This is a genomic window from Helicobacter japonicus (genome assembly GCF_000762845.2).
In the GTDB taxonomy this organism is placed as follows: domain Bacteria; phylum Campylobacterota; class Campylobacteria; order Campylobacterales; family Helicobacteraceae; genus Helicobacter_C; species Helicobacter_C japonicus.
Window position 1 is genome coordinate 56222 of sequence record NZ_JRMQ02000002.1, and the last position, 26082, is coordinate 82303.

General features: G+C 35.8%; 25 protein-coding genes. 12 read left to right on the plus strand and 13 right to left on the minus strand.

Going from position 1 to position 26082, the window contains the following annotated elements; genetic code table 11:
• Window positions 1-118 precede the first annotated feature (118 nt).
• The 5 genes from LS65_RS01900 to LS65_RS01920 all read left to right on the plus strand — a co-directional run bounded on the left by LS65_RS01900 (window position 119) and on the right by LS65_RS01920 (window position 5018).
• Window positions 119-742, plus strand: a complete 624-nt coding sequence (locus LS65_RS01900) for a trimeric intracellular cation channel family protein (RefSeq protein WP_034362936.1) — start codon at window positions 119-121, stop codon at window positions 740-742.
• A 72-nt stretch (window positions 743-814) separates the two neighbouring features.
• A complete protein-coding gene (locus tag LS65_RS01905; protein ID WP_034362935.1) occupies window positions 815-2578 on the plus strand; it encodes a DNA polymerase III subunit gamma/tau in 1764 nt (587 codons plus the stop codon).
• The gene (tsaE, locus tag LS65_RS01910; protein ID WP_034362933.1) at window positions 2571-2999 is read left to right on the plus strand and encodes a tRNA (adenosine(37)-N6)-threonylcarbamoyltransferase complex ATPase subunit type 1 TsaE; all 429 of its coding nucleotides are present in this window, start codon (window positions 2571-2573) and stop codon (window positions 2997-2999) included. Before LS65_RS01905 ends, tsaE begins: the two co-directional genes overlap by 8 nt.
• Window positions 2992-3714 carry an LPS export ABC transporter ATP-binding protein gene (lptB, locus tag LS65_RS01915; protein ID WP_034362931.1) on the plus strand — a complete coding sequence of 241 codons (723 nt, stop codon included), beginning with the start codon at window positions 2992-2994 and terminating at the stop codon, window positions 3712-3714. Before tsaE ends, lptB begins: the two co-directional genes overlap by 8 nt.
• Window positions 3711-5018 carry an RNA polymerase factor sigma-54 gene (locus tag LS65_RS01920; RefSeq protein WP_034362929.1) on the plus strand — a complete coding sequence of 436 codons (1308 nt, stop codon included), beginning with the start codon at window positions 3711-3713 and terminating at the stop codon, window positions 5016-5018. The genes lptB and LS65_RS01920 overlap by 4 nt, the downstream gene beginning before the upstream one ends.
• A gap of 154 nt (window positions 5019-5172) precedes the next feature.
• Here the strand turns inward: LS65_RS01920 and LS65_RS01925 are convergent, their stop codons facing one another.
• On the minus strand, window positions 5173-6387 hold the full coding sequence (locus tag LS65_RS01925) for a malic enzyme-like NAD(P)-binding protein (RefSeq protein WP_034363461.1): 1215 nt from the start codon (window positions 6385-6387) through the stop codon (window positions 5173-5175).
• A 127-nt stretch (window positions 6388-6514) separates the two neighbouring features.
• Complete coding sequence (locus tag LS65_RS01930; protein WP_034362927.1) at window positions 6515-7762, minus strand: metallophosphoesterase; 1248 nt, start codon at window positions 7760-7762, stop codon at window positions 6515-6517.
• A 182-nt stretch (window positions 7763-7944) separates the two neighbouring features.
• Here LS65_RS01930 and LS65_RS01935 point away from each other — a divergent pair, with 182 nt between their 5' ends.
• Window positions 7945-9651: a cation:proton antiporter gene (locus LS65_RS01935; RefSeq protein ID WP_034363458.1), complete on the plus strand. Its 1707-nt coding sequence runs from the start codon at window positions 7945-7947 to the stop codon at window positions 9649-9651.
• Window positions 9652-9699: 48 nt separating this feature from the next.
• Here the strand turns inward: LS65_RS01935 and ung are convergent, their stop codons facing one another.
• The 6 genes from ung to LS65_RS01965 all read right to left on the minus strand — a co-directional run bounded on the left by ung (window position 9700) and on the right by LS65_RS01965 (window position 14796).
• Window positions 9700-10407 carry a uracil-DNA glycosylase gene (gene ung, locus LS65_RS01940; RefSeq protein WP_034362925.1) on the minus strand — a complete coding sequence of 236 codons (708 nt, stop codon included), beginning with the start codon at window positions 10405-10407 and terminating at the stop codon, window positions 9700-9702.
• A complete protein-coding gene (gene gatC, locus LS65_RS01945) occupies window positions 10404-10682 on the minus strand; it encodes an Asp-tRNA(Asn)/Glu-tRNA(Gln) amidotransferase subunit GatC (RefSeq protein WP_034362923.1) in 279 nt (92 codons plus the stop codon). The genes ung and gatC overlap by 4 nt, the downstream gene beginning before the upstream one ends.
• A gap of 130 nt (window positions 10683-10812) precedes the next feature.
• Window positions 10813-11616 (minus strand): shikimate dehydrogenase, encoded by an 804-nt coding sequence (locus tag LS65_RS01950; protein ID WP_034362921.1) that lies wholly within the window; start codon window positions 11614-11616, stop codon window positions 10813-10815.
• A gap of 6 nt (window positions 11617-11622) precedes the next feature.
• Entirely contained in the window at window positions 11623-12447 is an 825-nt protein-coding gene (locus tag LS65_RS01955) for an SH3 domain-containing protein (RefSeq protein WP_034362919.1), read from the minus strand.
• 25 nt (window positions 12448-12472) lie between these two features.
• Entirely contained in the window at window positions 12473-13480 is a 1008-nt protein-coding gene (gene purM, locus LS65_RS01960; protein WP_034362917.1) for a phosphoribosylformylglycinamidine cyclo-ligase, read from the minus strand.
• Window positions 13481-13590: 110 nt separating this feature from the next.
• A complete protein-coding gene (locus tag LS65_RS01965) occupies window positions 13591-14796 on the minus strand; it encodes an NAD(P)/FAD-dependent oxidoreductase (protein WP_034362915.1) in 1206 nt (401 codons plus the stop codon).
• A 148-nt stretch (window positions 14797-14944) separates the two neighbouring features.
• Here LS65_RS01965 and mutY point away from each other — a divergent pair, with 148 nt between their 5' ends.
• The gene (mutY, locus tag LS65_RS01970) at window positions 14945-16003 is read left to right on the plus strand and encodes an A/G-specific adenine glycosylase (RefSeq protein ID WP_084707957.1); all 1059 of its coding nucleotides are present in this window, start codon (window positions 14945-14947) and stop codon (window positions 16001-16003) included.
• Between the two features lie 39 nt (window positions 16004-16042).
• Here mutY and LS65_RS01975 read toward each other — a convergent pair whose 3' ends face one another.
• The 3 genes from LS65_RS01975 to recO form a co-directional block, all read right to left on the minus strand.
• Entirely contained in the window at window positions 16043-17281 is a 1239-nt protein-coding gene (locus LS65_RS01975; protein ID WP_201274311.1) for an ammonium transporter, read from the minus strand.
• 91 nt (window positions 17282-17372) lie between these two features.
• A complete protein-coding gene (gene gdhA / locus LS65_RS01980) occupies window positions 17373-18725 on the minus strand; it encodes an NADP-specific glutamate dehydrogenase (protein ID WP_034362912.1) in 1353 nt (450 codons plus the stop codon).
• Window positions 18726-18828: 103 nt separating this feature from the next.
• The gene (gene recO / locus LS65_RS01985; RefSeq protein WP_034362910.1) at window positions 18829-19449 is read right to left on the minus strand and encodes a recombination protein RecO; all 621 of its coding nucleotides are present in this window, start codon (window positions 19447-19449) and stop codon (window positions 18829-18831) included.
• 103 nt (window positions 19450-19552) lie between these two features.
• On the opposite strand from recO, the gene LS65_RS01990 reads away from it, so the two are divergent.
• Genes LS65_RS01990 through LS65_RS02010 form a run of 5 tightly spaced genes read left to right on the plus strand, consistent with a single transcriptional unit; the run spans window position 19553 to window position 23023 of the window.
• On the plus strand, window positions 19553-20302 hold the full coding sequence (locus LS65_RS01990) for an inositol monophosphatase family protein (protein ID WP_034362908.1): 750 nt from the start codon (window positions 19553-19555) through the stop codon (window positions 20300-20302).
• Between the two features lies 1 nt (window position 20303).
• Window positions 20304-21194 carry an acetyl-CoA carboxylase, carboxyltransferase subunit beta gene (gene accD / locus LS65_RS01995; protein ID WP_034362906.1) on the plus strand — a complete coding sequence of 297 codons (891 nt, stop codon included), beginning with the start codon at window positions 20304-20306 and terminating at the stop codon, window positions 21192-21194.
• Window positions 21166-21624 carry a 23S rRNA (pseudouridine(1915)-N(3))-methyltransferase RlmH gene (rlmH, locus tag LS65_RS02000; protein ID WP_034362904.1) on the plus strand — a complete coding sequence of 153 codons (459 nt, stop codon included), beginning with the start codon at window positions 21166-21168 and terminating at the stop codon, window positions 21622-21624. The genes accD and rlmH overlap by 29 nt, the downstream gene beginning before the upstream one ends.
• An 8-nt stretch (window positions 21625-21632) precedes the next feature.
• Window positions 21633-21992 (plus strand): RNA polymerase-binding protein DksA, encoded by a 360-nt coding sequence (dksA, locus tag LS65_RS02005; RefSeq protein ID WP_034362902.1) that lies wholly within the window; start codon window positions 21633-21635, stop codon window positions 21990-21992.
• The gene (locus LS65_RS02010) at window positions 21989-23023 is read left to right on the plus strand and encodes a hypothetical protein (RefSeq protein WP_034362899.1); all 1035 of its coding nucleotides are present in this window, start codon (window positions 21989-21991) and stop codon (window positions 23021-23023) included. The genes dksA and LS65_RS02010 overlap by 4 nt, the downstream gene beginning before the upstream one ends.
• 70 nt (window positions 23024-23093) lie before the next feature.
• On the opposite strand, the gene LS65_RS02015 is transcribed toward LS65_RS02010, so the two are convergent.
• Both LS65_RS02015 and LS65_RS02020 read right to left on the minus strand, forming a co-directional pair.
• Window positions 23094-24482, minus strand: coding sequence for an NFACT family protein (locus LS65_RS02015; protein ID WP_052061139.1), 1389 nt, complete (start codon window positions 24480-24482; stop codon window positions 23094-23096).
• On the minus strand, window positions 24482-26029 hold the full coding sequence (locus LS65_RS02020; RefSeq protein ID WP_034362897.1) for an AAA family ATPase: 1548 nt from the start codon (window positions 26027-26029) through the stop codon (window positions 24482-24484). The genes LS65_RS02015 and LS65_RS02020 overlap by 1 nt, the downstream gene beginning before the upstream one ends.
• Window positions 26030-26082 lie beyond the last annotated feature (53 nt).

The window sequence follows — 26082 nt, forward strand, 5'->3', positions numbered from 1 at the left end:
GTATTTAGACATATTCAAGCAAAACTAATTCCATAACTTCAATTTTATAGATTCTATAAGTTCATAATGGCTAAAATATCCCTTTGTATTTTATATATTAAAATCTTTAAGGATACAAATGCTCCTCACTATGCTCTATATCATTGCTATTACTGCTGAAGGAATGACAGGTGCGCTTGCTGCTGGTAAGCATAAAATGGACCTCTTTGGCGTGATATTTATTGCACTTGTTACTGCCATTGGTGGGGGTTCAATCCGAGATATTTTGCTTGAGCATTATCCGCTTACTTGGGTGGCTCATCCTCAATATGTTGTGCTTATTTGTATAGCTGCTCTCCTCACAACACGAGTGCCCCGCGTAGTTGCACGAAGTGAAAATGTCTTTTTAACTCTTGATGCCATAGGCTTAGTTGTTTTTAGCATTTTAGGCGCACAAGTGGCTCTTGATAAAGGCTATGGATTCATTATCGCTGTAAGTTCAGCAGTGATTACAGGAGTGTTTGGGGGCATTTTACGCGATATTTTATGTATGCGAATCCCTCTTGTCTTTCAAAAAGAAATTTATGCTGGCATTGCTCTGCTTTCTGGTGCTCTCTATTATGTCTTACTTGAATATGCACATTTAGATATTATGCTTGTAACACTTATTACCTTAGTTATTGGTGTGAGTGCAAGGCTTTTGGCAATTTTTTATAAACTCTCCTTGCCTGTATTTAATTATGAAGAAGACAAGAAAGAGTAGGCTTTTTTATATGCAAGTTTTTAGATTTTTTTTATACAATATAACTTCAAGTTTGTTTTGTGAGGATAGATGATGAGTTCTACTGCCTTAGCCTTAAAGTATCGCCCTACTTGCTTTAGTGATTTAGTAGGACAAAATGCGATTTCTCAAACACTCTCTTTGGCATTAGATTCTAAACATCTCTCACACGCTTATCTTTTTAGTGGATTGCGTGGAAGTGGAAAAACAAGTTCTGCAAGAATCTTTGCTCGCGCACTGCAATGTGAATCTGGACCAACAAGCACACCCTGTGGAACCTGTGCAAGTTGTGTAGAAGCCTTGCAAAATAGACATATGGATATTATCGAAATGGACGCTGCAAGCTCAAGAGGAATTGATGATATTAAACGAGTTATTGAACAAACAAAATATAGCCCAAGCTTTGCACGATACAAAATTTTTATCATCGATGAGGTGCATATGTTGAGCAAAGAAGCTTTTAATGCTTTGCTTAAAACGCTTGAAGAACCGCCAGAGTTTGTAAAATTTATCCTTGCAACCACAGACCCGCTCAAACTCCCTGCGACAATTTTAAGTCGCACACAGCACTTTCGATTCAAACAAATCCCCCATAGGCTTGTTGTGGAGCATATCAGCAATATTTTAAATAAAGAAAATGTAAGCTATGAAGTGCAAGCACTTGATATTATTGCGCGTAGTGGTGCGGGAAGTTTGCGTGATACACTCACCTTGCTTGACCAAGCAATTATTTTTTGTAAAAATCATATTGAAGTCGCCGGAGTGAGTGATATGCTAGGTGTGGTTGATCCACAAGTGCTAAAAGATTATTTTTACAGCATTGTGCATAAAGATTCACAAAAAATGCAAAGTATTTTAGAATTGCTTTTTGAGTATGAATGCGAGATGATACTTGATGAGATGATGCTTTTCTTGAAAGAAAAATTGCTACAAAAAGACGCAGATTTTCCACCTCTGCTTCTTGACCGATTTGCAAGGATTCTAACAGAATCTAAAACGCTCCTTAGCCTCAATACCGATGGAAGTTTTGTCTTGCTTCTCTGTAGCCTCAAAATGCAAGAAGCCCTCAAAGTAAAAGATATAGAATCTATGATACAAGAGCTTGAAAATGAACTTTTTTCATCTCAAAATACAACACTTACATCACCTACACAACCTAACCTCACAACAAACAATACAAACCAACACATAGAACAAAATATAACCCCTATCTCTAATACATCTCAATCTCACAGAGATAAAGAAACTATCTCACATACACAGCAAGACGCCCCTATACAGACATTTAATGCAAAAATACATTTTGATAATCTCATCACTAAAATCAAAGATCGCAATGCAGAGTTAGGTATCATTTTTGAACGCAATGTGCATTTTGTAGAATTTGTAGAAAAAGATAAAATCTTGCGTTGGCAAAGTATCGCACAGGGGAAAGACAAAGAGTTTCTTAAAGAATATGGCAAAATTATCCGCACACTTGTTTATTCAATTTTTGGCGATAATACACATATTGAACAAGTGAGCGCAGACGATAGTATTCAAGCAAAACAAGATTCTTCGCCAAATCTTTCACACAATGAAACTAATATATCTTATTCACAACACAATATAGAATCTACAACACAAAACAATACACCCAATGTTTTAGAATCTCACATCTCATCAAATAGCACAGAAAGTATAAACAGCACCACTGCATCATCTCCTAATGACAGACAAGAAAAACAAGATTTTCTCGCACAAAATCACGACTTGATTATGGCACTTAATAAAAGTGTAGGTATTAAGGAGGTGCGTGAAAGGAGTAATAATGAGTGAATTTTTACTGCAAGAAAATGAGCTCAATCTCTTGTGTCAAGAGCTTAAAGATTCACTCCAAAATGGTAATATTGTGCTTTTACAAGGCAATATAGGTAGTGGCAAAACCACGCTCGTGCGCTCCTTTGTAGAATCTTTTGGATATACCGCACAAGTAAGTTCCCCTACTTTCAATCTCGCTCTCTCTTATGAAAACCCACAATACACAAACATTCATCATTATGATATGTATCGTAAAAATATTCACGATATGCTTGAACTTGGTTTGCTTGATATGCTTGAACAACAAGGTGTGCATTTCATAGAATGGGGGGAGGAAAATCTGAAACATCTTTTAATACAAAATGGATTCAAAGTCATCAGCATTGACATTACTCCAACTCCCACTCATCACAGAATCTATAAGGTAAGCTATGAATAAACTCAAAGCAGAACATTTAAGCAAACATATCAAAAAAACAAAAATTGTAGAGGACATATCACTTGAAGTTAATAGTGGTGAGGTTGTAGGACTTTTAGGACCAAATGGAGCAGGAAAAACAACTACATTTTATATGATATGTGGCTTACTGCGCCCAAGTGATGGAAAAGTGATGCTCAACCATACAGACATTACTCATCTTCCTCTTCATAAACGTTCAAATCTAGGGATAGGTTACCTTCCGCAAGAATCAAGTATTTTTAAAGATTTGAGCGTGGAAGAAAATCTTATGCTTGCTGCAGAAATTAGCATTAAAAATATCAAAGATAGGCATATTAAAATTGAAAATATGCTTTCAGAATTTAATATCGAGCCTATACGCGCAAGAAAAGGAATTAGTCTTAGCGGTGGGGAGAGGCGGCGCGTGGAAATTGCAAGAGCATTAATAAAAGACCCTAAGTTTGTTCTCCTTGATGAACCTTTTGCTGGCGTTGATCCACGCGCAGTAAATGATATACAAAATATTATTCTAAAACTTACAGAACTTGATATTGGGGTACTCATCACAGACCACAATGTGCGTGAGACATTATCAGTTTGTTCTCGAACCTATGTGATTAAAAGTGGGGCACTCCTTGCAAGTGGAAATGCAGAAGAAATCTATGCGAATGAACTTGTCAAAAAATATTATTTGGGAGAACATTTTAAAGTATGAGTATCGGTGGTAAATTAAAAAGCAATATTAATGTTAAAGCACGTCTTTCTACAACGCTTAAGAGTTGGCTACCTATTTTACAAAGCGGATTAACCGAACTTGAAGAAACGCTCAATGCCATAGCAGAAGAGAATCCTTATGCGAATGTGCAAAGCCAAATGCTTCATAGCCTCCCTAGTAAAAACCATAAAAAATCAACCCATAACACACTCGTAACACACGATGGTTTTGAATCTACCTATATTAGTGAAAAAAGTCTCTATGAAGTGCTTGAAGAACAAATAGATTCTACACTTTTTCCTACTGATATTTCACGTAAAATTGCCTTTAAAATTGTAGAAAATCTCAATGATGAAGGCTTTTTAGATGTAGCTGTTGCTGAAATCGCTCTAGAGCTAGGCATTGAAGAAAATGAAGTAGAGCGCATAAGACAACGATTTGCCTATTTAGAACCTTATGGCGTGGGAGCAAAAGATATTACAGAATCTTTTCTTTTTCAACTTGATAATACCGAACTAGAGGGACAAAGCTATGAGTTAGCCACTTGCATTATCCGTGATTTAAATCGCCATAGCAAATACAAAAATCACCCATCATACAATGAAGTAATGAAAGCAATCAAAACTTTCAAAAATCCACCTGCTATTGATTTTGGCGCGCGTGAGGGTGAGGTGATACCTGATATTTTTATTTTTGAACGCATCAAAAATGATAGCCTAAAAAATAGCACGTATGAGCTTGAAGTCGCGATTAATGATAGCTTTTATCCCAAGATTCTTATTGAAGAGCAAGTAAAAGATGTAAAAGACAAGGAAGGTGCAGAATTTCTAAAAACCAAACTCAAGGAAGCAAAAGACTTAGTTGATGCACTTGATATGCGTAAGGCAACTATTCTAAAAATTGCTATTGCTTTGCGCGAAAACCAATATGACTTTTTTATGGGAGGGGAAATTCGCCCAATGAAGCTTAAAGACATAGCCCAAGATTTAGGCTATGCCCCTAGCACTATTTCACGCGCAATTGCGAATAAATATCTTGAATGTGATAGGGGTATTTTTCCTATTAAAAGCTTTTTTACTGCAGCAATCGATGGTGATACATCAAATGCATCAATCAAAGATTTTATTCTCAATCTTGTTAAAAATGAGGATAAAAAGAAACCTTTGAGTGATTTAAAGATTTTAAAAATTGTAGAAGAAAAATTTGACCTCAAAATGGTGCGGCGCACAATCACAAAATACCGACAGCAACTTCAAATTGCAAGCTCCAATGAACGCAAAAGGCTATATGAAATAAGCGTTTAAAATGGTGTTTTTTCGCATTGGATTCAAAATTTATATTTTTGACTTTGTGTAGTGTTTCTAGAGTTCATTGTTGCAATTGTAGCAATTTATTTAAGCGTGTAGCAAACTCGTATTTTTCTTATGCTATTACAAAAAGCTGTGTTTATAGAATCTTTTAGATTCTAGCCACACCACTTTTTATCGCCGCATCTGCTACGGCATTAGAAACAACATCAATCAATCGTTCATCAAAAGCTGAAGGCAAAAGATATTCCTTACCAAAACTCACTTTATGCGATAAAAGCATTTCTAATTTTTCTGTAATAGGTTCGCGCGCAAGTTCAGCTATTGCTCGAGCTGCTGCAAATTTCATTTCTTCATTAATCTTGCTTGCACGCACCTTAAGCGCACCTTTAAAAATATAAGGATACCCTATTACATTATTGATTTGATTTGGAAAATCACTTCGCCCAGTAGCGACTATCGCATCAGGTCGAGCTTTCTTAGCAACATCGGGCATAATTTCTGGAATCGGGTTGCTTAGGGCAAAAATGAGTGGGGATTCATTCATACCCATTAAATCCTCACCTGTGAGCAAATTACCCTTTGAAAGCCCAAGCAACACATCTGCACCATTGAGCGCACTTTTAAGTGAAGTATAGCTCTCTTTACATATAAATTCTTTTTTAAGTGCATTCAAATCTGTTCTATCCGCACTAATAGCCCCTTTAGAATCAAACATTACAAGATTTTTTACACCAAGTGCTTTATACATTTTCGCACACGCCATAGCCGCTGCTCCTGCACCACATACGACTACTTTAATATCTTCTACTTTCTTATTGACAAGGTGCAAGGCGTTAATAATTCCTGCAGTAGAAATAATTGCTGTGCCGTGCTGATCATCGTGCATCACAGGAATGTCAAGCTCTTCAATGAGTCGTCTTTCTATTTCAAAACATTCAGGGGCTTTAATATCTTCTAAATTGATACCTCCAAATGTGGGCGCAATCGCTTTTACAATAGCAACAAATTTATCCACATCTTTTTCATTCACTTCAATATCAAAGGCATCGACATCGGCAAAAGTTTTAAACAAAATGACTTTACCCTCCATAACAGGTTTGCTTGCCATTGCTCCAATATCTCCAAGTCCTAACACTGCTGTGCCATTGCTAATAACTGCGACAAGATTGCTTTTAGAGGTATAATCATAAGCACTCAAGGGATTAGATTCTATTTGTTTGCAAGGCACAGCAACGCCCGGTGTATAGGCTAAACTCAACTCATCAATAGAACGCAATCGTTTGCGTGGCATAATACCAACTTTGCCACCGATATGATAATTCAAAGCTTCAGGGTAAGCAGCTTTAAGACTTTCTAAATCCATATCCATTGTGTCTCCTTTGAAAAATATACAATGAAAACAAAAAAGAATTTGTAGCACTTTTTAACAAATAAAACATCTTTTTATATCAATCTTGTAGAGAAATAGATAAAATTATATTTTAGTAAGATTACCTTGATTCTAGCTCTATATATACAATCTCACTTGGTGCAAGAAATCGAATAGCAGGTCCCCAAAACCCTACACCACTACTCACATAAAGTTGTGTTTTCTTAGGTGAATGATTTCTATTTTCTATACGTTGAGGCAAATCATACAATCCATACACATAATGCTGGTCTAACCATACAAAAAATGATAATGGAAAAACCTGTCCTGCGTGTGTGTGCCCACAAAGCACCACATCAAAATCACTCACATCATTGAGGCGAACAAATTTAGGTTGATGGGATAAAAGTATGCTGGGTTTTTGTGGATTCAAACCTTTTTTAGCAGATTCTAAGTCAGGCTTTAAATAATTAAAACGCAATCCTGCCAAATCACTCACTCCTGCGAGATTTACATTTTCAAGCTCTATGTTTGTATTATGTAAAATATGGATATTTAAAGTTGATAGATATTTAAGAATTGGTTCTATGCCGTGATAATATTCGTGATTGCCCGCGACATAATACACACCTTGAGTGCTTTTAAGATATCTTAATGGCTCTAAATCATCTGTAATGCGATGAATCTTATCATCAACCAAATCGCCTACAATAACAACAATATCCGCATTAAGTGCATTGATTTTCTCAACAACTTTCTCTAAAAATTCTCGCCCTAAAGTTTTGCCAATATGCACATCTGTAATCATCGCAATACTCAATGCACCTTTGATATTTGGCACACGTAAAGATACTTTTTTGATAGGTGGCACACTTAGGGCATTACTCAAGCTTTTCACACTAAATACAATAAATAAAATAGCTACAAGTCCATCAATCATAATTTGCAAAAACACACGGCGATTTGAGGAGAATATATCACAATCTGTATGGGTATGAGAAGATGTGAAATGTTTATTTTCAGATTCTCTAAGGTTATTTGTATCATTTTTTGGTATTTTATGTGTTCTTTTTTTGCTTTTGTATCGTTGCACAAAAAAGAGACAAGATCTAAAAATATCCACACATACGCACGCAATAAAAAGCGTATAATCAAGCACCACGCAAGAACCAACGATAAGATATTGCCAATGTGCAAAATGTGAATCGCGCACCACAAAAAGAAGTATCTCTCCCACTGCAAGAAAAAGCAAAAAAACAAGTGAAATATATTTATGAATGAAACGATTATGACGTAAAAAGCGCATATACACATAACATTTCATTGCGCTTAATGCAAGAAAAACAACTCCCACAAAAATATAAATCATCACATAACCACCAAATATCTATTAATTTTTAAAATTTTCTCATATATAACTTATCATATACTAAGCAAAGTTGGTATATAATTCAAGCTTTTTTGCATATTTTACATAAATTAGTTTTAATAATCCATTAATAAACGAGGTGCGTTATCGACCCATATTTTATTATTCTGTGCGTATTGGCTATGGCTGTTGTTTCAGGTATTATACTTAGTCGGCTTAAAATTCCAACCATCATTGGATACATTCTTACTGGTGTTCTTACAGCATATATTTTTGGCTTTCGATTAGAAGATTCTGAAAGTCTTAATAGTATTGCTGAATTTGGTATTGTATTTTTGATGTTTATGATTGGGCTTGATTTTAGCTTTAAGAGCCTTAGTGCGATGAAGCAAGAGGTGCTTGTTTTTGGTGGATTGCAAATTGGGCTTTCAGTCGCCTTCTTCTTTGTGGTATGTTTTTATTTTCTTGGCTTTAATTTTGCAACCTCTATCATTATAGCAAGTGCAGTAAGCCTCTCCTCCACTGCCATTGTGCTTAAATTTCTTAATGAAAGCAATCAAACTAAAACACCTTATGGCACAGCTTCAGTAGGGATTCTCATTTTTCAAGATATTGCTGTAATTCCTATTTTACTGATGATTAAACTTTTAAGCGATAAAGATTCAAATATGTGGGCGTTAATCCTTACTACACTCCTTTCTGCCACTATTCTCTTAGTTGTGCTTATTTTGCCTGGTAAAATTCTAGCAAAGGTATTTTTAAAATTTTCTGCTGTAATGAAAACTGATGAAATTTTTGTTGGGGCAGTATTCCTTGTTGTTCTAGGCGCAGCATATATCAGTAAATCTTTTGGATTCTCACTCACACTTGGTGCATTTTTAGCAGGTATGATTATCTCGAGCACACCTTACAAATATCAAGTAACTTCTGTTTTAGTGCATTTTCGCGATATACTCTTAGGTATATTTTTTATTACCGTTGGAATGCAAGTTGATGTCATCTTCCTGCTTACGCACTTTGTAATCATTTTAATTCTCGTTGCCTTAATGATGGGGGCAAAAACTCTCCTTATGTATCTCTTTTTACTCTTTTTTCAAGGACAAAGAATCGGTATGCGTATTGCGCTCTCACTTGCACAAATTGGAGAATTTTCATTTGCTATTTTTCTCCTTGCAAGCCAGCATAAAATTCTAAATCTTACACTTGATGGGGGTATTTTAAAAGCAATTTTTGGAGAATCAATCTTTGCACATATCACACCTGAAGAAATTTATCAATTTCTTACCTTAATGGTAATTTTTTCTATGATTGCTACACCCTTTATGCTTGATAAACTCGATAAAGTAACCGACTTTTTCTTACGTTATATGCGTCCTTTAAATCTTTTCCATATTGGTAAGAAAAACCCTGAAGAAAAAGTTTTAGAAGATAAAAAAGAAGAAAAGAGTAATCTTGAAGGACATATTATCGTTTGTGGGTATGGCGAACTCGGACGCAAAATCTTAGAATATTTTAAGGGCTGCAATACACAATACATCGCAGTTGATAAAAATTATACTAGAGTAGAACAAGGTGCAAAAGATGGCGAACATATTGTTTATGGAAATGCCACGCACAGGAGCATATTAGAGCAGTTAGGCATAAAACGGTGTGCAGCAGTTATTATCGCCATAGATTCTATTGAATCTGTGGAACATATCTATCAGGAAATTACATCTCTTGCGCCATTGTGTAAAGTTATTCTTAAAACTAAAAAATCTGACTTTGCTGCACAAATGAAAGCAAATGGTGTGTATGGAGTGGTGCATGAAAGGCGGGAGATTGCAAAAATATTGAGTGATTTAGCTCTTCAAGCAGCTAACGAACAATTAACCATAAATGAGGAATAAGATTAGAATTTAGGAACGATTTGATACAAATTTTAATATGCAAGTTCTTTAAAGTTGCTCCCACGCAATAGGTTGTTGCCCGTGCGTTGCAAGATAATTATTTGCTTCTACAAACACATTACTTCCAACAAAACCTTGAGCTAAGGGACTAGGGTGAGGTGCAGTGATAATTTTATGCTTAGTGCCATCAATAAGCGGTGCTTTTTTCTTTGCATAATTACCCCATAACATAAAAACTAAATGCTCTTTATGCAAAGATAATGCCCTAATTACACCATCAGTAAAAGATTCCCAACCAAAATGCTTATGTGAAGCAGGTGCATTTGCCCTTACACTTAAAATTGCATTAAGCAATAGCACACCCTGATTCGCCCATTCACTTAAATCTCCGTGTGTAGGTGGTATAATATGCAAGCTTCGAGAAAGCTCTATATAAATATTTTTAAGTGAAGGTGGAATGGGCACACCACGAGGCACACTAAAACTTAAACCCATTGCTTGGGGTGCAAGTTCGCCATTTACCATTGCGCTGCCGTGATACGGATCTTGTCCGAGTATAACAACTTTTAAGGAATCTAAAGGGGTGAGGTTAAAGGCAGCGAAAATATCTTTAGGTTTTGGGAACACAATTTCGCCTTTTTGTAAGGCTTCAACATAATGTGCCTTAATATCTGCAAAATAAGGGCTTAGAAACTCATCTCTAAGGAGTTCTTTCCAATCATTTGGAATCTTTATTCTATCTAATGCAATATTCATTCAATAATTTTAGGGACGATGAAAAAATTATCTTGCACAGAAGGTGCGTGAGAAAGCACATCTTTAGCGATATTTGCATCTTTTGGGACATCTTCTCGTAAAAGTGTCTTCAACTCTTCATCAAAGCAATCCTGTGGCACTTCTATGGTAGCGATATTTTCTACAAATCCTAGAATCTCACTCAACTGCTCTTTGGTAGATTCGCGCTTATTCTCATCAATATGAATCATAGAAAGTCTCTCCAACTTACTTAAAAGGGCATTATCAATGTGCATTCTTTTCTCCTTTAGATTCTATAAATATGCTTATAGCATAATCTTGCTTAAAGCACAAAGACAACTTATCTGCTCTAAAACATACAGCAAATTTTTATAAGTTTCCTACAAAGCTTAAACATACACACAATTATGGCAATATCTCACTCATTAAGCTAGCAATATATGTAGATTCTGTATTCTCACACGCTTTTTTGCAAAAAAGCTTAAAAGCAAGGGCTGCTTGATTGATAAGCATTATTTTTCCATCATTACAAACAAGATGAAAAGATTGAGCTAAAGCAAGAAAAGGTGTAACCTTCCCATATATAAGATCAAAAGCATATTGAGCGCAAGAGCATAACTCTTTGAGCTGTTTTTCATCACAAGGCAAACAACTATCATTAAGTCCTGCACTTGTGGTATTAATAATAATATCATAATTACAAGTAGGTTTAAACTCGCTACTTACAAAACAATTAAACCCTTTTTCAGCAAAAAATGTAAGATTTTTTTCAGAGCGATTAATGAGTGTTGTTGGAATATTATGATGTTGGAGTATCATTGCCACTGCCTTAGCTGAACCACCTGCACCAATAATAAGAGCATTGCGTAATTTATATCCTTTCAGCGCGTCATAAAAACCTTGCGCATCTGTATTATAGCCAATAATACGCTCTTTAGAATCAAGAACCCAAGTATTGCACGCACCAATACTTTGTGCCACCCCACATACCTCATCACATTGATGAAAAGCTTCTTCTTTAAAAGGAAGTGTGATATTTGCTCCACTTAATTTATGCGAGAGAAAATTCTTCCGCAAATTTGCACTATCATCAAGCAAAATACGTCCATAATACGCGCTAATATTAAGTTTTGCATAGGTATAATTATGTAAAAGTGGGGATTTAGAATGTGCGATAGGATTACCATATACAGCAAAAAATTGAAACATTAGAATCTATTGTTTGGCTATAAATTGCAAAGCAACATAACCATACTCTTGATGAGATAACCGAATCTTCGCCCACTCACCTTGAATCTCAAGCACAGAAACATACTGATTATGATTAAGTCGCCCAACAACATTTGAATATTTATCTGGAGCAGAACGCACATTAAGTGCATCTACCAAAACGATATAAGATTCTCCATTTTGAGCCTGTAAAAATTGTGAATCTTGTAAATTTGCTTCTACTTTACTTATTAAACGTGAGGCAATGTAACCATTTATGCCCTGATGAGTTTTTATCTTACTCCACTCGCCTTGTGCCTCAAGCAATTCTAACACCTCTTTTTCTGATACACTTGCAATCACAGGAGATTCCAAAGAAGGCAATTTACGGATATTTGCACGATGTTTAACATAATAATGTGTTGAATCAACTTGCGTTTTTTCTACCTTATTTTCAGGTAATTGCTCTACAGATATAATTGAAGGAGAATCTTTGCTTGTATTTGAATCTAACACATTATACGTTTGTGCTTCATCATTATCTGCTTGTGCAATATTCGTAAGATTTTCTTCGTTAGATGTAGGTGCAAAAGTAAGGTTATCTTCTGAATCTAAAGTCGCTTGTGGAATATGCATACTTGAATTTTTACTCTCCTCATTAGATGTTTCTGTTTGCCCTAAACTTTCAGAAGAGTGATAAGAATGTTCTGAACGCGAAAGAATGAGATGTTCTTTATCCATAAGTATAATCATACCACCATATATGATAAGCCCGATAAGCACAATTAAAACTGGAAATGAATAAACTTTCAAAAATGCTCGTAGATTCACATTAACCCCTATAACTCATAACAAATTAGACAAAATATACACCACTTTGCTCACTTACTTCACCAACAATATATCCGTTGAAAGGTTGAGCAAGATTCAATATCTCGTCAGTATATTTTTTATCAACAGCAAGAATCATACCAACTCCCATATTGAAAGTGCGATACATTTCATTTTTTTCAACATATCTACCAAGAAAAGTAAAAATAGGTGGTGTTTGTATAGATTTTACATTAATTTTCGCACCAAGCCCAGTAGGTAATATACGTGGTAGATTCTCTACGATGCCCCCACCTGTAATATGAGCTAACCCGTGGAGATATGGATACAAAGCAGAATGATAAATATCTCTAAAAAGTGGGACATAAATGTGCGTAGGAGTAAGAAGCAAATCAATAAGTGCTTGTCCCTCAAACTCTTGTGTAAAAGACATCTTCAAATGCTCAAAAAGCACCTTTCTAGCTAAAGAATAGCCATTACTATGCAACCCACTGCTTGGCAGAGCAATCAATACATCACCTGCTACCACAGCTTGTTTCTCCACATCTTCCCTCTCGGCAATACCCACTGCAAACCCCGCTAAATCAAAATCAGATTTTGCATACATACCCGGCATTTCTGCACTTTCGCCACCAATAAGAGCACATTGTGCTAATTTACAACCTTGCGCAATACCACTAATCACCTCAAGGGTAATATGTTTTTCAAGTTTTCCAGTCGCATAATAATCAAGAAAAAATAGAGGCATAGCAAAATTACAAATCAAATCATTTACACACATTGCCACTAAATCAATACCGATACTATCAAATTTATGAGAAAGAGTAGCCAAACGCAACTTTGTGCCAACACCATCAGTTGCACCTAAAATAACAGGATTTTTATATCCACTAGGTAACGCATACGCTCCAGCAAAAGAACCAATTCCACCTATTACATTTTTATCAAATGTAGATTTTACAAGGGGTTTTATTCCCTCTACAAGAGCATTTCCCTCATCTATATCTACACCAGAATCTTTATAGCTTATCATAAAAGTTATCCTTATAAAACTTGATATAGCTCTTACACAAATACAAAATATGCGCAGGGCTTATATCATAAAAATACTTGGATTCTACTTTATTCTAGCTATCATTAGGTTTAATTACTTGTCCTATAACGGAATTGTCCTTTTTTAAAGACAAGTTTTGCTCCGCCAATACCAAAAAGCCACTTATTTTCAATAAAATTCTTCAAAAATGCTGCAACCTCACCGCTTATACTTTTCTTATACACAATACCTACACCATCAGTATGTCCAATAGAACACACAGTGCCACGATGCTTAAATGAAAAAACCTCTGTTTGCACTTTATTGTCGAGAATTTTAATCAAACTTTTTCCTACATAATCTCCCATTTGCGCTGCAAGCTGTGCGGTAGGAGCGTGAATAGCATCGCGTGAAGCAGCAACCGCACAATCACCAACAACATAAATATTTTCATATTGCGGACATCGCAAATATGCATCAACTTGAATACGTCCTTTTTTATTTTCCAAGCAAGAACGTTCAACACTATCATTACCCTTTACACCTGCACTCCATAAAATTGTATTGCCTTTGATATGCTTTAACTCACCATTGTGCTTAATCATCACACCATCTTCTAGGCATTCTTGCACTTCTCCACCACAAATCACTTCCACCCCAAAAGCTTCAAGCTTTTTTTGAGCCAATGCACTTGCTTTTTTACTAAACATTGGCAAGATTCTATCACTTCTGCCTATGCAGGTAATTTTAGGCACATCACGTGGAATCCCCCCAATAAGACAAAGCTCATCAAGCCTAGAGCCAAGCTCAGCAGCAAATTCAATACCTGTAAAACCTGTGCCGCATACAACGATACTCAAATCATCAGCATTTTTGGTATGACAATATTCTTTAAATTTATATTCAATGACTTTATCAAGTTTAAGTGCAGCATTAAGCGAAGAAAGTTTATGTGCATATTTATCCACACCTTTAATGCCAAAATCATCGGGTTTAAAGCCAAGTGCGATAATCAAATAATCATATTCATACGCTCCACCATTACCAATAATGCGTTTAGATTCTGGCTCAAAAGATAAAATCTTATCTTTAATAAAATGCACTTTTTGCAAGTCAAGAATCTTGCGAAAATATACACGCGATTTTCTCGCACTCAATGTGCCAATAGCAACCTTATGCAAAAGTGTTGTTTGGTAATGATAGTCGTGCTTACTAATAAGCGTAACATCAGCATTACTCTTAAGCCCTTCTTGAAGCGTCATAGCTGCGCGTAATCCCCCATATCCACCGCCAACAATCAGAATCTTAGGTTTCATTACTTGTGCCTTTTAAAAATGAAAGATATATTTTTTATATTGTATCTATTTTTCCATAAAGACATATATATAATTTCATTAAAAAGTAAAAAAATAATTTATTTTTATCATTTTTACTCATTTTGTATTTTTGGCTACACTCATAGTTATGAAACATACAGATAACATTATTTTGAACAAACTTCAGCGCAAAACTACAGATATTATACCTTTGTGGCATAAGCAGATTCTCAATTGGTATCAACAATATGGCAGAAATACCCTCCCTTGGCGTAACCTAAATGGTGATAACGCTCCCTATGGTGTATATGTAAGCGAGATTATGCTACAACAAACACAGGTCAAAAGAGTATTAGAATCTTACTATACACCTTTTATGACATCTTTCCCTACACTTCAATCTCTTGCTATCGCAGATGAAGAGAATGTATTAAAGCATTGGGAAGGATTGGGATATTACACGCGTGCGAGAAATATGCAAAAAACTGCTCAAATTTGCTGTGAAAAGTTTAATAATGCTTTGCCACAAACTTATGCAGAACTTATAAGCTTACCGGGCATTGGTGCATATAGTGCGGGAGCTATTTTATGTTTTGGATTCAAACAGAGTGTGAGTTTTGTAGATGGCAACATAAGGCGACTTCTATGCCGAATCTTTGCACTTCAAAACGCAACGATGCCACTCTTGGAGGAGTTAAGCACGATACTTTTAGACCAAAAACACAGCTTTGATTACAATCAAGCATTACTTGATATAGGTGCGACAATTTGCACACCCAAATCGCCTTCTTGTCTTTTGTGTCCTGTGCATAATCTCTGTGATGGATACACAAATCCTACCCTTTACCCAAAACCTAAAAAATCTCATTTGCACCCACTTGAACTCCATTTAGCTCTTTGTATTGATGCAAATGGTAAAATCGCTTTTATACAAGGAGATAAAAGTGGCTTGTATCAAGGCTTGTATAATCTTCCAAACCTTGAAAAAGAACAAGTTGTAAGCTATGAAAAATGCGGAAGTTTCAAGCATCACTATACAAAATACGCTATTACCGCAAATGTGTATATTATAAATCAAGACACTTTTAAACACCTTGTTCCACAAACAAATCTCTATTTTTTCTCATATCAAGAGCTAGATTCTAAACCACTTTCATCACTTTGCAAAAAAGCATTAAAATTTGTGGATTCCAAAAAAAGCAAATAGAATCATTAGAAAATTATAAAGTTTTCTTGCTTTGTTATGCTATGGGTTATAAGCATTTTCGCCGTGTAACTTAGAATCTAAACCTTCCCTTTCTACTTCTTCATCTACGCGTAAATCTGTAAAAAGTGCTATTGTTTTAAATATTGCATAGCTTATGCTCGCGGAAAGCACAACACAAATCACAATCGCATAGAGCTGCTCAAGCAATAATTCATATTCACCACTAATAAATAACCCCTCACCAAGCGCACCTTCTGCTACTACAACAGGATTCACAGCTCCACTTGCAAAAAGCCCTGTGGCGATTCCACCCCAAATGCCACCAATGCCGTGCAAACTAAAGGCATCAAGTGAATCATCAAGTTTAAGTTTATCTTTAATAAAGCTTAAGCCAAAATAACAAATGCAAGCACCAATAGCACCAATAAGCACACTTGAGCCAACACCTATAAACCCACAGCCGGGAGTAATACTCACTAATCCAGCTACAAGCCCACTCAATGAGCCTAAAATCGTAGGGCGTCTATGAATCACCCACTCAAGCAGCACCCAAGTAAGATACCCGCTCGCAGCAGATACAATGCTTACAACAAAGGCATTTACAGCAATAGAATCCACGCTTCCAGCACTACCGGAGTTAAATCCAAGCCAACCGATAAAAAGTAATATTGCGCCTAAAAAAGCATAAGGCACGGAATGAGCTCCACCTTGTGTATATGGGATATTGTCTTTCCTAGCTCCCACAATCAACACACCTACAAGTCCAGCTACACCAGAGCTGATATGCACTACACCACCTCCGGCAAAATCTAAACCACCACGCGTAAGTAAAAAGCCATTTTCACTCCAAATCATATGTGCCAAAACATCATAAACCAAAGTGCTCCAAAGAAGCAAAAACACCACAAGCACACCAAGTTTGATACGCCCTACAAGTGAGCCTGTAATAATTGCTGCTGCAATAAGTGCAAACATCATTTGAAATACCACAAATAAAATATTTGGGATTCCGTGTTCATTTACTCCAGCAGTATTTGCTACAAACAAATGTTCTAAATTACCTACAACTCCAAACCAACTATCAGTGCCAAAACTAAGGCTATATCCAATTGCAATCCATTGCAAAGAAATTACACCAAAGCCTATAAAACAATTCATAATAGTATTTAATGTATTTTTAGACTTTACCATTCCAGCATAAAACATCGCAAGAGATGGTGTCATAAGTAGCACTAAAAGTGAGCAAAGCATAAGAAAAGAAGTATCAATAGGATTAATTGTATCAACGAAAGCCATCTTTATCCTCCTCGTTTTTGATAGGATAGGTAGGGAGATTCTAAATCCTAAGATTTAGAATCTGTAAGCAGGATTAAATCACACCTTGGTCAATCATTGCTCCAGCAACCTTGCGGAATCCCGCAATATTTGCACCAAGTACAAGATTCGTAGGATCACCAAATTCTTTTGCAGTCTCACTTGCATTTGTATAAATGCTTTCCATAATAGTATGTAAGCGTTTATCCACAACTTCAAAAGTCCAAGGATTCATACTTGCATTTTGTGCCATTTCTAAACCACTTACTGCCACACCACCTGCATTTGCAGCCTTACCTGGTCCATAGCAAATTTTTGCATCAAGAAATTGGTGAACAGCCTCAATGGTTGAAGGCATATTTGCACCTTCACTCACACATTTGCACCCATTAGCAAGAAGTGTTTTAGCATCATTCCCATTGAGTTCATTTTGTGTTGCACTTGGGAATGCTGCAAAGCAAGGGATAGCCCATACAGGATTACTATCTTTTGGATAATCAGCCACTTTTGTATAAACCGCTTGAGGTCTTGCTTTTGCATATTCTGCAAGTGTTTCGCGTCTTACTTCTTTGATTTCTTTGAGGAGAGCTAAATCAATACCCTCTTTATCATAAATCATACCTCGAGAATCGCTTGCTGTAACAGGAATTGCACCAAGTTGTTGTAATTTTTCAATAGTATAAATAGCGACATTTCCAGCTCCTGACACACTACAAATCTTACCTTCTAGGGTTTCGCCTCTAGCCTTAAGCATTTCTTGAGCAAAATATACACAACCATAGCCTGTAGCCTCTGTGCGAACAAGACTACCGCCCCAAGGAATCGCCTTACCCGTAAATACACCTTCAAAGCAATTTGTTAATTTACGATATTGCCCAAAAAGATAACCTATTTCTCTACCGCCTACTCCAATATCTCCTGCTGGGACATCAGTAGTAGCACCGATATGGCGATAAAGCTCATTCATAAAGGCTTGGCAAAATCGCATTATTTCACCTTCACTCTTTCCTTTTGGGTCAAAATCACTTCCACCTTTACCGCCACCCATAGCAAGTGTCGTGAGAGAGTTTTTCAAAATTTGCTCAAATCCTAAAAATTTAATTACACCTTCATTTACGCTTGGGTGAAAACGCAAACCGCCTTTATATGGTCCAATCGCAGAGTTAAACTCAATGCGATAAGCACGATTTGTTTGAATCTTGCCTTTATCATCAACCCAGCTTACGCGGAAGTGAATCTCTCTATCTGGCATCGTAAGACGCTCAAGTATAGCGTAAGATTCGTATTTCTTATCCTTTTGAAGTGCAGGCTCTAAAGATTCAAAAACTTCTTCTACAGCTTGGTGAAAAAGTATCTGTGAAGGATATTGTTCCTTAAGTTTGTTAAGAACATTACTTGCGTATGACATTGGTGCCTCCTTAAGTGGTTTTAAGATTATGCGTTAAACGCATTGGCATTTTAATACAAATTACTTTAAATAATCTTAATTAAGCTTAAATTAAAGTTATTTTTTACAATCCAAGTCCTAAAATTTCCCACAATTTTTCAACTTTTGTATCATCAAGTAAAATACTGCTCTGGGAATGGAGAAATTCCTCTATTTCATCTTTTATAAATTCATTGCCACTGATACAAGAATGATGAGCAAACAAAAATCCTTGCGCCAAGCTTATATTATTCCCGAGTGCCTTCTCACATATAAAACAAAGTGTATCATCACTGCTATGCGCCCTTCCTTCAAATTGAAGTAATTTTGCATACATTTCAAGCACTACGCGTTTAGGATTCTGCAAGTGCAATTTTTGCGCACCCTCTTCTAAAAGCCTAAAATAAAATTCATCAATTTCATACACATCGACCAAATGTTTATAAAAAAGCTTAACAAAATGTTGCCATATATAATAGCGCACACTATCGGATTCCCATTTAAATCCAAGGTGCATAATATGCTTAAGTTTGGGAAGAAAAGTCATACTTAATTCTTCTTCAAAATCAATTTTTCTCCCAATATTAATAATACTATGGCGCGCTCCATAAAAGCGATAGAGTGTCTTAATGTATGCGGGTGTGAGAATCTTTACAATCATATCTTCGCTATGTGTTTTTTGCATATGCAAAATATACCCCTGCACGACCAGCCTTTTTAAAAATAAAATTTCACTAGATACTCAAATGCTAATTTAAGAAATTCTAGCGCATAATTCTAGCTTAATTTTTAAGCCATAAGGGGCAGAGTTGAGTGCATTTTTACATCAAGCAGTTCTTGCTACACAAAAAATTATAGGAATTTTGCATAATAAAGATGATTCGCTTTATGCACTTCATAATGTCGGTGCAGGAGGTGATAGGAGCATTGGGGCAGATTTAATCAGTGAGCGTATTTATATGGAACATTTGCTTTCATTAGCGAGTATAAATTCCGAAGAAAGTGGCTTTATACAAGGTGCGGAAAGTGATATTATTGTATTAGACCCACTTGATGGAAGTGATAATTTTCTCTCCCATATTCCCTATTATGGTTCATCTCTTGCCTTATGTGATAAAGATGGCAAAGTTAAAGAAGCTGTAATATTTAATTTTTGCACCAAAGAAGGTGTGGCTCGTTTAGGAGAAAATACATTTAACTTTGATATTGAATCTTATCTCCTTAATGGTATTGCATCAACCCAAACCCTACAATGCACAACTTTAAGCAAATGTGGTATTTTTGAAAAGGCTTATTGTAATCCGCATATTGCTGCCTTTTTGTATAAAGAACACTTAAAATTCCGTTCTTTAGGAGCAAGTGCTCTCTCTATGGCAAAGGCGTATGAAGCAAACTTTATACTTTTTGTTGGAAAAATACGCGACTTTGACAGCAAGGCAGGACTCTTTTTGTGCAAAGATTTGCATCATATCTCTACAGATAATTTCACACTTATAAGCAAAGATAAGCATATTTTTGATACAATCTCACACATTTTTGCAAAAGATAAAGGATTATAAAATGGGTTTGGGTGATTTTTTCAAAAACAAAAAAGATGAAAAAGAAAATAAAAAAGACGACACACAAAAGGCTGATACGCCACCTAATCATTGGCTTAAGTGTCCTAGCTGTAACGCATTAATGTATTACAAAGAAGTTTTTTCACAATCTCATATTTGTCCTAAATGTAATTACCACTTTAGAATCTCAACCAAAGAGCGTTTAGAAATGTTATGTGATAAAGATAGTTTTGTAGAGTTTGACAAAGATTTACGTCCCATTGACCCACTTGAATTTGTCGATAAAAAAAGTTACAAAAAACGCATACAAGAAAATGAAGAAAAAACCGGACGAGCAAGTGCAGCCATTGCTGGAGAAACACTTATTGGTGGAGTTGGTATGCAGCTTGTGCTTTTTGATTTTGCCTTTATGGGAGGTTCTCTAGGTTCTGTGGAAGGCGAAAAAATCGTGCGCGCCATTGATCGTGCCATTGCTAAAAAACAAACACTTGTTATTCTCTCTACAAGTGGTGGAGCGCGTATGCAAGAATCTACTTTTTCCCTTATGCAAATGGCAAAAACTTCCGCAGCCCTCAATAAACTCTCTGATGCAGGATTACCTTTTATCTCTGTGCTTCTTGACCCGACATTCGGCGGGGTAAGTGCGTCATTTGCATTTTTAGGAGATATTATTATTGCAGAGCCGGGTGCAATCATTGGATTTGCAGGACCACGCGTAATTAAACAAACCATTGGCGCAGATTTGCCAGAAGGATTCCAAACGGCAGAATTTCTACTTGAGCACGGACTTATTGATATGGTCGTGCATCGTAAAGACCTGAAAAAAACATTAAGCGACATTAGCAAAATGCTTAACCCACACTATGCAAATCAACATTTATTCTATAACTAAAAAAGACATTAAATATCAGGCTCTACAAGAGGAATTATGTATGCAGTGTAAGCAATTTAACGCACAGATTACACATTTTGATTTATTTCCGCAATCTGTTAAAAATGCACAAAAAATCTCATCGCTCAAAGCACAACAATCCTATACACAAGTCTTTCTGCCCTATCTTAATAGCGCAGCACTCAATATTGCTCTTCACCCACAGGGCAAAAGTTATGATTCTGTAGAGTTTGCACATTTTATAGAATCTTACAATCTTGTGCAATTTTTTATAGGTGGGGCGTATGGACTTGAACAATCCTTTATCAAACTTACCCACGCACTAAGCTTAAGCGCTATGACCTTTAGCCACAAAATCGCTAAAATCGTGCTATGCGAGCAAATTTATCGTGCATTAAGCATTCTCTCATCTCATCCGTATCATAAATAGGAGGTTTTATGATTAATTATGGTTTTTTTGAAACGCTTCTCAATGAACGTTTAAGCAAACTCTGTGAAAGTGTAAAACACAAAAATACACATATCACCCAGATTCAAAATACTCACCATAAAGATGAGGGTGATATTGTAAGAGCAAATTTGCAAGGCAATTTAGAAATGGGTATGATTGATTTATATCAAACAGAAATAAATGATATACGCAATTCATTGCAAAAAATCAAAGATGGTGTATTTGGTATATGTGAAATGTGTGATGATGAGATTGATGTGGAGCGTCTCAAAGTCAAACCTCACGCGAAATACTGCATTAACTGCCGCGAACTTTTTGAAAAAACACAAAAAAAGGAGACACGATGAAACTCAAATATTATGTTACTTTCTCTGCTATCTTTATGCTGATAATCGGAGTATATGCCTACGAACTAGAATCTTCTAGCTACACTTACCATATTCCCTTTAGTCAAATGAATATCACTCTACCCGTAGCAATTTGGATTATCCTTATTCTGGCATTGTTTTTTGTAGTTACTTTGATATTTTTTGCTTCCGCGTGGGCAAAAGACATATTAGAAAACTACCAACGCAAACACGATTATGATAAGCTCCTTACACAAATTAATGAACAAGCCCTAAATCAAGACATTAAAAACCGCATTTTTAAGCGCAAAGCCTTTGGAGATTTATCCAAAATATTACAAAGATTCTATCTCAAGCCACGATTAGATTCTGCAGAAAGTTTTAATCACAAAATTGACACACTTTTTGAAAATTATAAAGATGTGATGAGTGGCAAAGTCGTTGATTTAAAAAATTATCATTTAAGTAATGACAATAAATTTAATGTGCAGAATCTCAAAAATATGATTCAAAAAGACTACAAAAATGGTTTTAAAATTTTAGAAAAAAATTACCCAAATGAACTCAAACATTATGCGGTGCTTGAAATTTTAAAAAATGCCCAACTTAAAGAGCTTGAAAAACTTTCTTCACTTTTTACAGATGAGATTCTTGACAAATCAATTGCACAAGAAATTTTCAAACTCTATCTTAAAAATCCCAAACACATCGCCAATAGCAATATTTATGAAGCACTAAAAAAAGTAGGCACAAGCCCAATGGAATATGTGCAATATGCCATCAATTCTAAAGGTAATCTCACACCCGATGAGTGGCTATGTTTTTTTGAAGAATGTGCAGATTTTGATGAAAAAGCTGAAATGGCATTTTTTTATGTGCTTTTTGAACTTGAGATGATAGATAAAGCCAAAGAGAGACATCGCTCTCACAGCAAAGGAGAATACAAATTTATTGATGCGTATTTAGATTTACGCTCACTTAATAAAAACTACCCATTTGATATTTTTATTTTACAGCCACAAAATGCGTGAGACTTTAGAATCTCTCTAAAATATAGAGTATCATATTTCAATGCTTTAGGATTCTAAAAATCTTAAAGCATTAGTCTAAAGGTGTAAGTGCATTATCATTCTGCACACGATAACTTATGCTTTTATGCTTTGCATATACCACTTGCGCTCCGGGAGCATTTTTAACAAACCGCCTCCTTGTCCAATCCACCACAAAATCTCCAGCACCCTTACGCCCTACATAAAGCCCCACTAAAATACCTGCCACTTTATGCAATAGGGTGCTAGAAGGCATTTTTTTACCACAATGAATAATCATATGCGCACTTGGCACATCACGTATATGCAACCATATATCATCAGCCTTTGCAGATTCTAAAAGCTTCTGATTTTCCTTTGCATTGCGCCCTATGCTTATTTTGAATCCTTCCACAAAAAAACTCTCATTTTCTCTTGCACCTATGTTGCTTGATTTTTGTGTCTTTTGATGTGATAGGGCAAATACATCGCCAAAATCTTCAAAACGTTCTACAAGAGCAATTTGACTTGCAATAAAATCTATCTTTTCTTGCAAATATTCTCTTTGTTTATTTAAATGTTGGGCTTTTTTATTATATTTTTTACTCTGTGTAAAATACCAGTTTCCTGCTTCTTGCAAATCCCTTGCACAAGCAGGAAGAGGCACACACACATTTTGAGCATTTATATCTTGCAATATAACAGAATCTGAAATAATTTTTTTTGTAGAAAATAAATGCAATGAGCTAAAAATAAGCTCCCCATAATGTGCATAAAGCAATGCAGATTCTATTAACTCACCTTGTTTGGGGAGATGAGCTAAATGCTCTTTAAGTGTATCTTGTTTCATTTGTAAATTTTTAAGAATCTGCTGTTTTTTGTTCTGCTTTGCTTTGGAGTATATCTCTTTATATGTCAATTCAAGCAATGCACAGACTTTTTGAGGCTCTATATTTTCACAACTTATAGAATTTGCAGGTTGTGGCAATGGCAATAAAACCTTGCCTACACGCACTTCTCGCCAAGACTTATGATTAGGGATATGACGCAAAGCCTCACACACCACCATATCTTTATCGCATAAAATTACATTAGTATGTTTGCCGGTAAATTCACATACAAGCCAAGAATATTGCACTTTATAATGCTCTTTTTGTGCGAGAAAAAATTGCAAGATTCTATTATCACCATCTACTTGTGCAGATTCTATATACGCACGAGTAGTGTATTGAGCAAGTTTAATATCAAATGGTGCGCAAAATTCCTTTGTGCCAACAATCTCCTTATCACTTATAAAGATACCGCTATGGGCGCGTGTCATATCAAAATAAAATCTACTCCTTTTGCCTTGTGTATCCTCGCATACAAGCATAAAAAGATTATCACCCTTGCGTTTAAAGCTAATAAGCGTTTGCATTTGTTGCATATAGGCACAAAAGCCTTTTAGCAAGGCAAGATTCACTATTTTTTACCTTGTGCTAAATGAGCCCTTGCAAATTCAAGAGCTTGAGGTGTGATATTTGAGCCACTAATAATACGCGCTACTTCGCGCACTCTACCTTCAAAATCAAGTTTTGTAATTGTGCTATACCCATCTTGCTTCTCTACAAGATAATGATTGTCCGCTAAAGACGGCATATGCGTTTGATGAGAAATAGCAAAGATTTGGTAATCGCGTGAAAGTATTTTAAGAATCTGCGCCACGCCTTCACTCTCCTCTCCACTTAGATTCGCATCAATTTCATCAAGCACTAAAATCCCGCTCTTTGGCTGAAGCTGCATTTCAATACACATCATCACAAGGCGCAAGCGATTATATTCTCCAGAGGAGAGCACATTTACTTCACTTTTCCCAAGCATTAAAACACATTCACTCGCTCCCTTTTGATAAAGTGGCACTTGAGTAAGCTGTAAGCAACTTTTGTGCAAACGCAATTGGACACAAAGCTCGCTTATACGAGTATTAAGCTCTTCTAAAAACTTTTGGCGACTTTTATGCAAGGCAAGTGCATTTGCTTCACATTGAGCTTCAAGAGCGAGAATCTCCTTTTGCAAATACTGTTTATCAAAGCTTAGATTCTCATATTCTTGCATTTTTTGCTTCTGTTCATTAAGATATTCAATCGTATGTGTAATGCTCCCAAAACGGCGGATATATTCAGCAAGGGCAGCAATCCTATCAAGCACCTCTTCGGCATTCATCTCGTTGAGACTTTCCATTTGCTCTTCTTGATTTTGCACGAGTGCTTCAAATTCACTTAAACCATCAATAAGATTCGGACAAGTTTTATCTATCAACGTTAAAAATGTTTCAAAACTCTGTGTTAAATCTAAAGCTTCACGCACTTTATGAAGCTGTTCTTTAATTTTTTCTTGCTTTGAGAGCATTTTTTTGAGAGAGAGGAGTTCTTCATATTCTCCCTCTTTTGGTTTTAGACTCTCAATCTTTGCTATTTCAAATGCAGTAAATTCTTTTAAAGTAGCAAGATTTAACTCTTTAGATTCCATATCTTTGAGCCTTTCTCTTGCTTCACTTAAATTCTTAAAATCAGTTTCATACTGCGCCAATAATGCACTATGGTTTGTATCTTTAGTATTTATAAAAAGGTCAAGGATTTTTAAAATATTGCTATTTTTAAGCTCATCTGCGCCTTTGGTGCTAATATGCTTTGCAAAGCCGCTTACAATATCGTGGAGCTTTTTTTTAGAGCTTGATATATGGTTAAGAAAATAACGCGTTTTGTCCTTTTTTAAAATACTCAAAACAATCTCATCATCGTCATTTGGAATCCCATTTGCCAACCAATCAAACTCAATAGAATCTAAAGCAATATTTGCTTCAATTAAATCCGCATTACTCTCCTTAATCCCAAAAATAGCAAGCAAAGATTCCATAAATACAGACTTACCACTCCCACTCGCACCACTAAATACATTAAATCCACCTTGCATATATAATTCTATATCTTTAAAAGCGGGGGAATTATGTATAAGAATCCGCTTAATCATTAATGCTCCTTCTTTATCACACCTTTACATTTTCTATCATTTTTGCCATTTTA

Coding starts and splice junctions, on each gene's coding strand:
- LS65_RS01900 (WP_034362936.1), top strand. CDS start 119: ATGCTCCTCACTATGCTCTATATCATTGCTATTACTGCTGAAGGAATG.
- LS65_RS01905 (WP_034362935.1), top strand. CDS start 815: ATGAGTTCTACTGCCTTAGCCTTAAAGTATCGCCCTACTTGCTTTAGT.
- tsaE (WP_034362933.1), top strand. CDS start 2,571: ATGAGTGAATTTTTACTGCAAGAAAATGAGCTCAATCTCTTGTGTCAA.
- lptB (WP_034362931.1), top strand. CDS start 2,992: ATGAATAAACTCAAAGCAGAACATTTAAGCAAACATATCAAAAAAACA.
- LS65_RS01920 (WP_034362929.1), top strand. CDS start 3,711: ATGAGTATCGGTGGTAAATTAAAAAGCAATATTAATGTTAAAGCACGT.
- LS65_RS01925 (WP_034363461.1), bottom strand. CDS start 6,387: ATGGATTTAGAAAGTCTTAAAGCTGCTTACCCTGAAGCTTTGAATTAT.
- LS65_RS01930 (WP_034362927.1), bottom strand. CDS start 7,762: ATGATTTATATTTTTGTGGGAGTTGTTTTTCTTGCATTAAGCGCAATG.
- LS65_RS01935 (WP_034363458.1), top strand. CDS start 7,945: ATGGCTGTTGTTTCAGGTATTATACTTAGTCGGCTTAAAATTCCAACC.
- ung (WP_034362925.1), bottom strand. CDS start 10,407: ATGAATATTGCATTAGATAGAATAAAGATTCCAAATGATTGGAAAGAA.
- gatC (WP_034362923.1), bottom strand. CDS start 10,682: ATGCACATTGATAATGCCCTTTTAAGTAAGTTGGAGAGACTTTCTATG.
- LS65_RS01950 (WP_034362921.1), bottom strand. CDS start 11,616: ATGTTTCAATTTTTTGCTGTATATGGTAATCCTATCGCACATTCTAAA.
- purM (WP_034362917.1), bottom strand. CDS start 13,480: ATGATAAGCTATAAAGATTCTGGTGTAGATATAGATGAGGGAAATGCT.
- LS65_RS01965 (WP_034362915.1), bottom strand. CDS start 14,796: ATGAAACCTAAGATTCTGATTGTTGGCGGTGGATATGGGGGATTACGC.
- mutY (WP_084707957.1), top strand. CDS start 14,945: ATGAAACATACAGATAACATTATTTTGAACAAACTTCAGCGCAAAACT.
- gdhA (WP_034362912.1), bottom strand. CDS start 18,725: ATGTCATACGCAAGTAATGTTCTTAACAAACTTAAGGAACAATATCCT.
- accD (WP_034362906.1), top strand. CDS start 20,304: ATGGGTTTGGGTGATTTTTTCAAAAACAAAAAAGATGAAAAAGAAAAT.
- rlmH (WP_034362904.1), top strand. CDS start 21,166: ATGCAAATCAACATTTATTCTATAACTAAAAAAGACATTAAATATCAG.
- dksA (WP_034362902.1), top strand. CDS start 21,633: ATGATTAATTATGGTTTTTTTGAAACGCTTCTCAATGAACGTTTAAGC.
- LS65_RS02010 (WP_034362899.1), top strand. CDS start 21,989: ATGAAACTCAAATATTATGTTACTTTCTCTGCTATCTTTATGCTGATA.
- LS65_RS02020 (WP_034362897.1), bottom strand. CDS start 26,029: ATGATTAAGCGGATTCTTATACATAATTCCCCCGCTTTTAAAGATATA.